Source organism: Sphingomonas trueperi (assembly GCF_040545665.1).
Classification (GTDB): domain Bacteria; phylum Pseudomonadota; class Alphaproteobacteria; order Sphingomonadales; family Sphingomonadaceae; genus Sphingomonas; species Sphingomonas trueperi_B.
This window is the reverse complement of record NZ_JBEPMH010000007.1, coordinates 207028-218975: the sequence shown is the minus strand read 5'-3', so window position 1 is coordinate 218975 and position 11948 is coordinate 207028. Positions and strand designations below refer to the sequence as shown.

The window sequence follows — 11948 nt, the reverse complement described above, 5'->3', positions numbered from 1 at the left end:
GGTCATGGCAGCCTGTCGCCATGCTGCTCTCCCCGTCCGGCCATGGGCCGATCCTGTCCTTCGACTTCCCGCTCTCGCGGAGCGCGGCGTTGGCGCGTCTTGCGGCCTTTCTGCCGCACGCGGGAGAGGCCTATGCCCGGCATCGCAACGAGGAGCGGGGGCAAGGGCAGCATCACGCCGTGTCGCGGCTCTCGGCTGCCTTGCGGCGGCGGCTGATCAGCGAGGCCGAGGTGGCCGATGCGGTCTTGCGCATGCACGGCGGGCTGGCGGCCAAGTTCATCGGCGAACTGTACTGGCGGACCTATTGGAAGGGCTGGCTCGAGCAACATCCGTCCATCTGGGAGGATTGGCGGGCGGCGTGCGACCGCTGGGTGGAGCAGGGGCTGCCGGAGGGTTACAGCGCTGCAGTCGAAGGCCGCACGGGGATCGACGCCTTCGACGCCTGGGCACGCGAGCTGCGCGAGACTGGCTATCTGCACAATTGGGCGCGGATGCAGTTCGCGTCGATATGGATCTTCACGCTCCGCCTACCCTGGGAGCTTGGAGCGGCCTTCACCTTCCGCCACTTCGTCGATGCGGACCCCGCGTCTAACACGCTGTCGTGGCGGTGGGTCGCCGGTCTGCACACGTCCGGAAAGGCGTATCTCGCCGACGCGGAGCGAACTCGGGTGCAGACGGACGGGCGCTTCGATCCCAGGGGGCTTGCGGTCACCGCGGATGTTCCACGTGAAACATGCAAGGCGGAGCTCGGCCGAATCCGAACGCCGACGGCGCCCGACCCGCATCTACCCTCGCTGCTGCTGCTGACGCCCGAAGATCTGTCGCTGGAGACGGAAGCAACACTGAAGGCACTGGATGTCCGGCGCGTGGTGGCGTGTCGCGCGCATTGCAGCGGCGCGGCCGACCTTGCCGCCGTTGCCGATGGCTTGCAGCGCGGGTCGACACATTGGGGGGTACGCGCGCTCTGGGTGGATGACATGGAAGCGGTACTGGCAGTCGCGCAGGACGAGGGCGTAGCGCAGATCGTCACCGGCTATGCGCCGGTGGGGCCGGTCGCGGACTCGCTGGCCGCGTACCGCGAAGGGGCGCGCATCGCCGAACATCGCCGCGCCTGGGACGTGGAGGCATGGCCCTATTGCGGCAAGGGCTATTTCGCGCTGGCCCAGCATATTCCGGCGCTGCTCGGAAGCGCGGCGCTGGAATCATTGCCCGCGTAACCAAGAAGCGCTGGATCATGGTAAAGAAATGGTGAACACTTTGCCGCACTGCAGCGTTAGCGCAGGGGTGAAGGGTGAGGCATGATCGAGCAGTTGCACGACGATCAATGGCGTGGGCATGGCTCGGATGCGTTGCGCCCTACTTGGCACGATGCAGCCCGCGACGCGATCCGGCATCGGCTCGCGTCGCCCCCGAAGCGGTCTCAGCGCTGGTTCGGAAAGACCAGGTTCTTGCTGAAGAAGGGCAGGACGTAGTTTTGGAACCGGTCCGCCACCGCGCTGGTGTGGTCGCCGGGGTAGATGGTGAAGCTGTTGGGCACGCCGTAGCGGTCCAGCGTTTCGTGCAAGGTCTGGGCATCGCCGCGTAGGCCGTCCTTGTCGCCGACATCGATCGCGATCGCCCGGTAGCGGCGCAGCTCCCCGATATATTGGTCGACGAACGCCAGCGGGGCGTTGGCGGCCCATTTCGCCAGCACCTCGGGCCGCTGCTTGCCGTTCTCGATCGGCAGGTCGAGATAGAGCGGCGGCGCCTTGGGATCGGGCGACCAGGCCGCCGCCGCCGCCAGCGTCGCGCGCAGCCCCCAGGAAAGTTTGGTCGCGTCCTCGCGGGTCTTGATCGCGGCGATCTGCGCGAGCCCATTGGCATCGAGCAGGCCGGCGTCGCGGGCCGAGAGGCAGCAGGGGCTCATCATGTAGACCGCGCCGAACACATCGGCATGCTTCATCCCGATGCGGCTGGCGCCGTAGCCGCCCATCGAATGGCCGACCACGCCGCGGCTCTCGCGCGTCGGAATCGTGCGGTAATGCGCGTCGATATAGGCGACGAGGTCGTGCGCCACGAAGCGCTCGAAATCGCCCGTGGTCGGCGAACTCGAATATATCGATCCGTTGTGCAGCGTCTTGCTGTCCGGCAGCACCAGGATCACCGGCCTGGCACCGAGCGCATAGGCGCCCTCGACGACCTGGGGGACATGGATCTCCTTGATCCACTGCTCGGCACCGATCGAATAGCCGTGGAGCGCATAGACCACCGGATACCGCTTGCGGGGCGCGCGGGCATAGTCGGGCGGCAGCACCACGATCACGTCGCGGTCGGCGCTCTCGCCCTCGAGATTGCCCTGAATCGCGGGCGAGTGGACCTTGATCCGCTGCACCGTCACCGGCTTGGCGCCGGCAACCACCGGCGGGATCTGCGTCTGTACCTGCGCCATCGCCGGTGGGCCGCAGAGGCTCGCCAGCAGCGCTGCGCGCATCACCCAAGTCCGTTTGCCCATCGCTCTCTCTCCCATGCAAGGCCGGCTCGGCCCCTATTCTTGTCGGCGCAGTTCCGCTGCCGCAAAGCGGCGCACTTTACCAAGTAAAGCCGCCAACACCCCGATATACGGTAGCGTTAACATCTTCCTTCGGATACAACAGCTCCGAGTAAATAAAAAGAGGGAGAGGAATATGGCGCGGTTGCGCACCGGCATGTCTGCCTTGTTGTTCGCGTGCACCATTTCGCCGGCGGGCGCACAGGCCCTGCAGGCGACGATCGATGCGGGCCGCACATCGGCACCCGTCACCCAATATGAATATGGCATGTTCATCGAGCCGATCGGCGGGCTGGTCGCGCGGACCTTGTGGGCGGAGATGCTCGACGACCGCAAATTCTACTATGCGGTGGTACCCGCCGCGCGCGACGTGCCGCCGCCGCCCAATGCCGAGGGACGGCCAGGGGTCGCCTATCGCAAATGGCGCCCGATCGGCGGCGACGACGCCGTCACCATGGACACGCACGACCCCTATGTCGGCACGCAGAGTCCCAGCGTCGCGCTCGATGCGGCGACCCCGCGCGGCCTCTCGCAGGACGGCATCGGCATCGCCAAGGGCAAGCGTTATGTCGGTTCGCTGTGGCTGAATGGCGATGGGGGCGCACGGGTGCAGGTGCGGGTCGCCTGGGGGCAGGGGGGCGCCGAGAGCCAGACCGTGGCGCTCCCCACGCCCGCCCCGGGCTGGCAACGGGTGACCTTCGCCTTCACCCCCAAGGCAGACAGCAAGGATGCCCGCTTCGAGATCACCGGCACGGGCAGCGGCCGCTTCCGCGTGGCGGCGGTTTCGCTGATGCCCGACGACAATATCGACGGCTGGCGGGCGGACACCACCGCGCTTGCCAGGACGCTCAACTCGGGCTTCTGGCGGCTGCCCGGCGGCAACTTCCTCTCCGACTGGGACTGGCACGCGGCGATCGGCCCGCGCGACAGGCGTCCGCCGATGTTCGACCATGCCTGGAGCGCGATGCAGACCAACGACCAAGGCATGGACGAGTGGATGGCGCTGGCCAAGCTGGTCGGCGTCGAACCCTATGTCACGGTCAACGCCGGGCTGGGGGATGCTAACTCTGCGGCCGAGGAGGTCGAGTATCTCAACGGCCCGGCGACCAGCGAATGGGGTGCCAAACGCGCTGCCAACGGCCATGCCGAGCCCTACGGCGTGCGCTTCTGGAACATCGGCAACGAGCCCTATGGCTGGTGGCAGATCGGCCGCACCACGCTCGATTATTTCATGATCAAGCACAACGAATTCGCCCGGGCGATGCGCGCCAAGGATCTCGGCATCGTGCTGATCGGATCGGGCGCGATGCCCGACCAGATGCACCCCAAGGGCACCAAGGAGAACCCGACGCTCGCCAGCATCCAGCACAAGTTCGGCACAGACGAGGATTGGACCGGCGGGCTGTTCGCCCAGGCCTGGGGCAATTTCGCCGGGGTAAGCGAGCATTGGTACGACCGCGCCGAGCAGCGCCCCGATGCCCCCGCCGATGCCGAACTGCTCGAATATGTCCGCTCGCCCTCCAACCAGGTGCGGATGAAGGCGGAGGAGTGGAAGATCTACGAGCAGCGCTTCCCGGCGCTGCGCCGCGACAAGATCTTCCTGTCGATCGACGAATATGCCTATTTCGGGCCGCCGACGCTCAAGAACGCGCTCGCCTATTCGATGGTGCTGCAGGAAATGCTGCGCCACACCGATTTCCTGACGATGAGCGCCTTCACCACCGGCGCCTCGACGATGGACATCACGCCCACCGCCTCGACGCTCAACGCCACCGGCATGGTGTTCAAGCTCTATGGCGCGCATTTCGGTGCCGGCACGGTACCGATCGCGCTCGACGGCAATGTACCGCAGCCGGATCCCAAGTTCGTCGTCGGCTACAGCCACCCGCAGGTAAAGGCGGGCAGCGCGACCTGGCCGCTCGACATGATCGCCGCGCTGAGCGCCGACGGGCGGACGCTCAAGATCGCCATCGTCAACGCGACGGTGAAGCCGCAGACGGTCGCCATCGCGCTGCAGGGGTTGCGGACGCGAGGGGCCGGACGGCGCTGGATGCTCAGCGGCGCGTCGCTCGCGGCGGAGAACAAGGTGGGTGCTGCGCCCGGCGTGACGATCGGCGAGGCGCGGGTGCCGGCGCTGGGCCGTTCGCTCACCGTGCCGGCGACCGCCACCACGGTGTACGAATTCCCCGTGGTTCGCTGATCGCGTGCACCGCCGGCTTGCTTGCCGGCGGTGCATCGCGCACCACCCGGCCATGGCCGAACCTCAACTCGAGGGGCTGACGATCGTCGCCCATCCGCTGGTCCAGCACCGCCTCACCCGGCTGCGCGACCGGACCACGCCGCCCGAGCGCTTCCGCGCCGAATTGCGCGCGGTGGCGACGCTGCTGGGGGCGGCGGCGCTGGCCGACCTGCCGCTGGCCCCTCTGGCGATCGAGACGCCGGTCGCGGCGATGGAATCACCCGTGCTGGGCTGCGCGCCCCCGGTGGTGGTGCCGGTGCTGCGCGCCGGGCTCGCCATGGCGGAGGGGCTGCTCGATCTGCTGCCCGAGGCGGCGGTGGCGCATCTCGGCCTCTATCGCGATCCGCAGACGCTCGAGGCGATCGAGTATTATTTCAAGGCGCCTGCCGATGTCGCGGCGCGGCCGGTGCTGATGGTCGATCCGATGCTGGCGACCGGCAACAGCGGGGTGGCCGCGCTCGATCGGCTGAAGGCGGCGGGCGCGCGCGACCTGCGCTTCGTCTGCCTGCTCGCGGCGCAGCCGGGGGTAGCGGCGGTGCGCGCGGCGCACCCCGATGTGCCGATCTGGACGGCAGGGCTCGATGCCGAGCTCAACGCACACAGCTATATCGTGCCGGGCCTGGGCGACGCGGGCGACCGCGCCTTCGGCACCGAGCATCGCTGAGCGTCAGCCGCCGCGCAGCAACTGCATCACGAAGGCGCGGACCCGCCCGCGATTCTCGCGGCTGTCGGCGAGGATGCCGTGGCGCTCGGGCGGCAGATGCGCGAGCGGGTGGCCGTTCGGGCGGAAGGCATAATGGTCGAAAAAGGCGCGCCACGCCGCGCGCTCGGCTGGGGGGCGCTCGGCCAGCGTCGTCATCGCCAGCAGCAGCGCGGTGTAGGGAGAGTCGGGGCCGCTGGCGAAATCGTCCCACCAATAGTTCATCAGCAGGTTGAACGGCGCGGTCGCCTCGACCTGATGCCACCAGAGCTTGGGCAGATAGAGCGCGTCGCCCGGGCGGAGAGTCACTGTCAGCGCCCGCGCCCGGGCGGCGGCGAAGCGGGGATAGCGGGGATCGTCCGGGCCTGCGGAGGCGGCGAGGCTGACCGGCTGGCCCGCCATCGTGTGGTCGATCGGGCCGATATAGAGATCGCCGATCGCATCGGGCGGGTAGAGCGTGAAGCGCCGCTCGCCCGCGATCACGCAGGCGAGATTGTCGAACCGGTCATAATGGCAGGCAATCGTCGAGGCATTGCCGATCCACAGGCGCGGCAGCACGCCTTCTGGCACCAACGGCAGGGGATTGGCCTCGGCGAAGCCGGGAAGATGATCCTCGGTGGGGAGCGAGCCGCAATAGACGCTGGGCTGGTCGGGCTCGGCGGCGGCGCGGGTGATGCGGTCCAGCGCCGCACCCAGGCCGAGCGTCTCGCGGGCGAAATTGAAGCCGTCGGGCCTGTCGCCATAGGCATAGCGCCCGCCGATCGCGGGATCGCCGACAAAGGCCTGCGCCGTGCGTCCGCTGTCGAAGCCGCGCAGATAGGCGCACAGGCCCTCGATACTGGCTGCCGCCTGCGTGACGGGACAGTCCGCCGCCGCGCACCGCAGCACGATCGGCTCGCAGGCGCGGCGTGCCTCGGCGAAGTCGGCAGGTGCGATGTCGGCGGCGACCTCGCGGAGCATCGTCAGGCCGCGAGCCGGCGGTTGCGCCGCGCCGCGAGCACCGCGATCTGCCGCAGCGAGCCCGCCAGCGCATAGGCGAGCTGGAGATACCCGGCGCGGAACAGCGTGAGCACCGCGCCGTCGTCGAGTGCGTGGAGCGTATCCAGGCTCACCGTGTAGAGCCCCGTCAGGTCGAGCGAGGTGCCGTCGTCGAAGCGCAGCGTGACGTCGATCGGCTCAAGCAGCTTGTGGGCGAGCAGCGCGTCGACAAAGGCCTGGGTCTCTTCCACGCCGCGGTGCAACTGGGCCAGCGTCTGCTGGATGCCGCGGAGCGCCGGGGCGGGGGCGCCATCGTCGCCGAACAGCGGCTCGCCGTCCTGGCCGGCGAAGCGCACATCCTGCGGATCGATCGCGATCGAATCGCCGGCGATGAAGAAGCCCTGGCGCTCGACATGGAGGGGCCAAAAGCCTTCGCCGGCGCGAAGCTCGACCAGCGATTCCCCCGGCTGGAATCCCAGCATCGCGCCGACATAGAAGCGCCCGGTCTCGGCATCCTTGGTGAGCAGCACCGGGCAGGCGGCGGCGGCGGCGGCGAACTCGGCGGCCACCACCGGCACGAAATAGGGCAGGGGGCCGGTGGCGGGACGGACCCGCAGATCGCGGTGCTCCACCGAATCGAGCAACGTCACGCCTTCAGCCATTCCTGTCCTCTCCCATCGCCGCGCGTGCTGCGCCCCCAGTCTGCATATCGGCTCACGCCGCTGGCGCCAATGGCCTGACTAAAGGACAAGAATACGCCGACAAAAACCTGTTGATAGCGCTAACGCCAATCGCTACAGTTACGAACAGATTCGCAGAAGAAGAATGAATCGGGGAGGATGCTGTGCCGCTATTTGTGCGGGTGCGAAGGCTTGCGCCTATTCTCCGAGCATATGTCGCGTTGCACTGCGGTGTAGCGCGTGCGGGTCTGTATCGATCCCAACAATAAACACGGAGGGGGTAAGCACATGCCGAACATCATCGGAATGGGTTCATCGCAGCGGCGCGCGCGTCTTGCGCGGCACGTATTGGCGGGGGCCACGAGCGTGATGGCGCTGAGCCTGATCACGCCGGCAGGGGCGCAGACGACGGCGCCGTCGACCAGCCAGGCGCAGGACGAAGAGATCATCGTCACCGGTATTCGCGGTTCGCTGCAACGCAATCTGGATGCGAAACGCAATGCCTCCGGCGTGATCGAGCAGATCTCGTCCGAGGATATCGGCAAGTTCCCGGATTCGAACGTCGCGGCCTCGCTGCAGCGCCTGCCGGGCATCTCGATCCAGCGCGACGGGCCGCGCGGCGAGCCCAACGGCGTCACCGTGCGCGGCTTCGGCGGCGACTTCAACGAGACGCTGGTCGATGGCCGGCGCCTCTCGACCGCGACCGGCGGCCGCTCGATCGACTTCTCGACCGTGGGCTCGGACTTCGTCGGCGGGCTGACCGTGCTCAAGACGCCCGACGTGTCGCTGTCGTCGAGCTCGATTGGTGCGACGATCAACGTGTCCTACCCCAAGCCGTTCGACCGGCCGGGCTTCCACCTCGCCGTCTCGGCCTCGGGCTCGATCCAGGACGATGCCGGCAAGGTGGTGCCGACCGGCGGCGTGCTGATCAGCAAGACCTTCGCCGACGACACCTTCGGCATCCTCGCCAACGCGATCTACACGCGGCACGATACCCAGACCAACAACGTGTTCGTCCATGGCTGGCCGGGCGGCCGCTATGCGCCGTGTCAGCTGGCCGGCAGCACCGCGACGAGCTGCAACCCGACCAGCGACACCACCTCCGCGGCCTATGCCACGCCCAGCAACCGCCAGACCGTGGTCGGCTGGTTCGAGCAGCAGTTCGGTGCGACCCAGAACTATACGCGGGACGAGCGCATCGACGGGCGGATCGCGCTGCAGTGGAAGCCGGCGGACGGCGTGCTGCTGACGCTGGACAACAATTATTCGGACCAGCGGATCAACACCGATAATTTCGGCTTCGGCATCTGGTTCAACCAGGGCAGCCTGCGCAACGTCAAGCTCGACAAAAACGGCACGACGACGGACTTCACCCAGGCCAACTCGCAGACCGACTTCACCGCGGGCACCGACAGCAACCTGCGCCGCACCAACCAGACCGGCCTCAACGTCAAATGGGATGCGACCGAGAATCTGCAGGTCGAGGCCGATGGCAGCTGGTCGAAAAGCTGGCTGAACCCCGACGGGCGGATCAGCTCCAAGGGCGCGGACGTGGGCTATGGCTTCGGCATCGGGCCTTCGCTGGGCATTGCGATCAACGGCGACAGCAAGGACGTGATCCCGGTCCTCCACGATTACGGCGTCAACGGCACGGGCAGCCGCTGGGCCGACCTGGCGGCGATCGGCAGCCACGTCACCGTCAACATCGCCAACAAGAATACCGACGAGATCAAGCAGGCCCGGCTGGGGCTCAAGTGGCAGCAGGACGACCTGACGCTGCGCTTCGGCGGCTCCTATCTCGACGACAAGTTCCGGTTCCGCAGCGCCAACACCTTCGCGAACAATTTCTGGCAGGCCTATTCGGGCTATGGCCCCGCCTCGGGCACCAATGGCGGCGTCGCGCTGCCGGCGAGCCTGTTCAAGGGCACGGTGAGCACGAGCAACTTCCTGCCGGGCTATACGGGCGCGCTGCCGCCGGTGCTGCTCAACTTCACGGCGGCCGATTACCAAGCCTATCTGACCGGTCTCGGCAACCCGCAGACCAAGACGATCCCCGGCTACAACACCAGCTGTTGCAACAACGCGTTCAACGGCCAGTTCGCGGTGGCGGACGATGTCGGCAGCACGCGCGACATCGGCGAGCGGACCTGGGCGCTCTACGTCTCGGCAAACTTCAAGAGCGAAATCGCCGGCATGCCGTTCTTCTTCAACGCCGGCGTGCGCGAGGAAGTAACCCATGTCTCCTCGACCGGCATCGGCCGCCTGCCGACCTCGATCACGCCGAGCACCACCGACCCGACGCTGCTGACGGTCAATTTCGGAAACCAGCAGGCGATCACCACCAAGTCGAGCTATTCCTACCTGCTGCCCTCGATGGACCTGAAGCTCGAGCTCACCGATGCGCTGCACCTGCGCCTCGACGCCTCGCGCACGCTGACCCGGCCGACGCTCAACCTGCTGACCCCGGCGCTCAACATCGGCGTGGGCCAACGCATCGGCGCGCTGACCGCGGACGGCGGCAATCCCACGCTGCAGCCGTACTTGGCGGACAATTTCGATGCGGCGCTCGAATGGTATTACCAGCGCAACTCCTACGCTGCTGTGAACTTCTTCCTGAAGGACGTGCGCAACTTCATCGTCCAGGGCGTGCAGCGGCAGTCGATCAACGGCGTGGTCGATCCGTCGACCGGCACGCTGGCGCAGTTCGCGGTGTCGCAGCGGGTCAACGGCCCCAAGGCGACGGTGAAGGGCGTCGAGCTCGCCTGGCAGAACACCTTCGGCAACAGCGGCTTCGGCTTCATCGCCAACGCCACCTTCGTCGAGACCAACCGGCCCTATGATCCGAGCGACATCAGCCAGAGCGGTTTCGCGGTGACCGGCCTCGCCAATTCGGCCAACTTCGTCGGCTTCTACGACAAGAACGGCATCGAATTCCGCGCGGCGGCCAACTGGCGCGACAAATATCTGCTCCAGTTCGGCCAAGCCCAGAATACCGGATCGTTCGGTGCCGAGCCGACCTTCGTCAATTCCAGCCTGCAGATCGATCTGAGCGCGAGCTACCAGATCACCGAGGCGATCAACATCTTCGGCGAAGCGCTCAACATCACCGACGAGGTGCAGAGCACCCATGGCCGCTTCTCGAACCAGCTGCTCGACGTGTTCGCCTATGGCCGGCGCTTCACGGCGGGCGTGCGCTATCGCTTCTAAACTCTCTTCCCACGACTGGGGATGTCGGTATCGTCCGGCATCCCCTTCTTTTTCCACGGGTCGGCGCGCGTGAAACGGGTCCAGAACATCGTCATCGTCGGCGGCGGCACCGCCGGTTGGCTCACCGCGGGGGTGATCGCCGCGCGGCACCAGAGCCGGATGCCTGGCGGCTTCACCGTCACCCTGGTCGAATCCCCCAACACCCCGATCATCGGGGTGGGCGAGGGGACCTGGCCGACGCTGCGGACGACGCTCGCCAAGATCGGCGTCTCCGAAACCGATTTCTTCCGCGAGTGCGACGCAGCCTTCAAGCAAGGCGCGCTGTTCGCCCGCTGGACCACCGGCGCCGAGGACGACGCCTATTACCACCCGCTGATGCTGCCCCAGGCCTTCCACCAGCTGAGCCTGGTGCCGCACTGGATCACGGACGCGAAGGGCCGCAGCTTCTGCGACACGGTCACCCCGCAAGGGCGGATCTGCGACGCCGGGCTCGCCCCCAAGACGATCGCCACGCCCGAATATGACGGGCAGGCCAACTATGCCTATCACCTCGACGCGGGCAAGTTCGCGCCCTTCCTGACGCGCCACTGCACCACCAAGCTCGGCGTCCGCCACGTCCTCGCCGATGTCCGCACGGTCGCGCTGGCCGAGAATGGCGACGTGGCCGCGATCGACACCGAACAGGCCGGGCGGATCGAAGGCGATCTGTTCGTAGACTCCACCGGTTTCCGCTCGCTGCTGCTCGGCGAGGCGATGGGGGTGAAGTTCAAGGATTGCGGCGACGTATTGTTCTGCGACGCCGCGCTCGCCGCGCAGATTCCTTACCCGGAAGAGAACGCCCCGATCGCCACGCATACCCTCTCCACTGCGCAGGATGCCGGCTGGATCTGGGACATCGGCCTGCCGACTCGGCGCGGCACCGGCTATGTCTATTCCACCGCCCACACCAGCGACGACCAGGCCGAGGCGACGCTGCGCGCCTATCTCGGCCCGGCCGGCGCCGACGTGGCCGTCCGCCGCATCCCGATCCGATCGGGCCATCGCGAGCTCTTCTGGAAGAACAATGTCGTCGCGGTCGGCCTCGCCGCCGGCTTCCTCGAGCCGCTGGAAGCCTCGGCGATCGTGCTGATCGAGCTTTCCGCCAAGCTGATCGCCGAGCAGATGCCGGCGGTGCGCGAGGTGATGGACGTGGTCGCCAAGCGCTTCAACGCCACCACGCTCTATCGCTGGGGCCGGATCATCGACTTCCTCAAGCTCCACTATGTCCTGACCAAGCGGACGGACACGGCCTTCTGGCGCGACAATCTGCTGCCCGAGACGATCCCCGAGCGGCTCCAGGAGCTGCTCACCTTGTGGCGCTACCAGCCGCCCTGGTTCCATGACGAGTTCGACCGGGTGGAGGAGGTCTTCCCGCCCGCCAGCTACCAATATGTCCTGTACGGCATGGGCTTCCGCAGCGAAGTCGAACCGCAAGCGCTGTCGGGCGACCAACGGCTCGCCGAGCGGGCGATGCGCGAGAATGCCGCGCAGACCGAGCGGCTCTGCGCCGGCCTGCCGCGCCACCGCGACCTGATCCGCAAGATTCACGAACACGGGCTGCAACCGGTCTGACGGACC

At 67.3% G+C, this 11948-nt stretch carries 8 protein-coding genes; 5 read left to right on the top strand and 3 right to left on the bottom strand.

Annotated elements, in window-relative coordinates; translation table 11 throughout:
• Nucleotides 1-20: 20 nt before the first annotated feature.
• Nucleotides 21-1217: an FAD-binding domain-containing protein gene (locus tag ABIC65_RS20265; protein WP_354311159.1), complete on the top strand. Its 1197-nt coding sequence runs from the start codon at nt 21-23 to the stop codon at nt 1215-1217.
• 203 nt (nt 1218-1420) lie between these two features.
• Here the strand turns inward: ABIC65_RS20265 and ABIC65_RS20260 are convergent, their stop codons facing one another.
• Nucleotides 1421-2491 (bottom strand): alpha/beta hydrolase, encoded by a 1071-nt coding sequence (locus ABIC65_RS20260; RefSeq protein ID WP_354311158.1) that lies wholly within the window; start codon nt 2489-2491, stop codon nt 1421-1423.
• A 172-nt stretch (nt 2492-2663) separates the two neighbouring features.
• On the opposite strand from ABIC65_RS20260, the gene ABIC65_RS20255 reads away from it, so the two are divergent.
• Together ABIC65_RS20255 and upp are read left to right on the top strand one after the other, a co-directional pair.
• On the top strand, nt 2664-4727 hold the full coding sequence (locus ABIC65_RS20255; protein ID WP_354311156.1) for a carbohydrate binding domain-containing protein: 2064 nt from the start codon (nt 2664-2666) through the stop codon (nt 4725-4727).
• A 52-nt stretch (nt 4728-4779) separates the two neighbouring features.
• Nucleotides 4780-5430: a uracil phosphoribosyltransferase gene (gene upp / locus ABIC65_RS20250; RefSeq protein ID WP_354311154.1), complete on the top strand. Its 651-nt coding sequence runs from the start codon at nt 4780-4782 to the stop codon at nt 5428-5430.
• Between the two features lie 3 nt (nt 5431-5433).
• On the opposite strand, the gene ABIC65_RS20245 is transcribed toward upp, so the two are convergent.
• Nucleotides 5434-6426: a cupin-like domain-containing protein gene (locus ABIC65_RS20245; protein ID WP_354311152.1), complete on the bottom strand. Its 993-nt coding sequence runs from the start codon at nt 6424-6426 to the stop codon at nt 5434-5436.
• A 2-nt stretch (nt 6427-6428) separates the two neighbouring features.
• Nucleotides 6429-7106 (bottom strand): SapC family protein, encoded by a 678-nt coding sequence (locus ABIC65_RS20240; protein WP_354311151.1) that lies wholly within the window; start codon nt 7104-7106, stop codon nt 6429-6431.
• Between the two features lie 387 nt (nt 7107-7493).
• Between ABIC65_RS20240 and ABIC65_RS20235 the strand changes: the two genes are divergently transcribed.
• Both ABIC65_RS20235 and ABIC65_RS20230 read left to right on the top strand, forming a co-directional pair.
• Entirely contained in the window at nt 7494-10331 is a 2838-nt protein-coding gene (locus tag ABIC65_RS20235; protein WP_354311196.1) for a TonB-dependent receptor, read from the top strand.
• Nucleotides 10332-10352: 21 nt separating this feature from the next.
• Nucleotides 10353-11942, top strand: coding sequence for a tryptophan halogenase family protein (locus tag ABIC65_RS20230; RefSeq protein ID WP_436286754.1), 1590 nt, complete (start codon nt 10353-10355; stop codon nt 11940-11942).
• Nucleotides 11943-11948: the final 6 nt, after the last annotated feature.

Bases quoted from the DNA above. Each gene is read 5' to 3' on its own strand.
- ABIC65_RS20265 (WP_354311159.1), top strand. From the start codon at position 21: ATGCTGCTCTCCCCGTCCGGCCATGGGCCGATCCTGTCCTTCGACTTC.
- ABIC65_RS20260 (WP_354311158.1), bottom strand. From the start codon at position 2,491: ATGGGCAAACGGACTTGGGTGATGCGCGCAGCGCTGCTGGCGAGCCTC.
- ABIC65_RS20255 (WP_354311156.1), top strand. From the start codon at position 2,664: ATGGCGCGGTTGCGCACCGGCATGTCTGCCTTGTTGTTCGCGTGCACC.
- ABIC65_RS20245 (WP_354311152.1), bottom strand. From the start codon at position 6,426: ATGCTCCGCGAGGTCGCCGCCGACATCGCACCTGCCGACTTCGCCGAG.
- ABIC65_RS20240 (WP_354311151.1), bottom strand. From the start codon at position 7,106: ATGGCTGAAGGCGTGACGTTGCTCGATTCGGTGGAGCACCGCGATCTG.
- upp (WP_354311154.1), top strand. From the start codon at position 4,780: ATGGCCGAACCTCAACTCGAGGGGCTGACGATCGTCGCCCATCCGCTG.
- ABIC65_RS20230 (WP_436286754.1), top strand. From the start codon at position 10,353: ATGTCGGTATCGTCCGGCATCCCCTTCTTTTTCCACGGGTCGGCGCGC.
- ABIC65_RS20235 (WP_354311196.1), top strand. From the start codon at position 7,494: ATGGCGCTGAGCCTGATCACGCCGGCAGGGGCGCAGACGACGGCGCCG.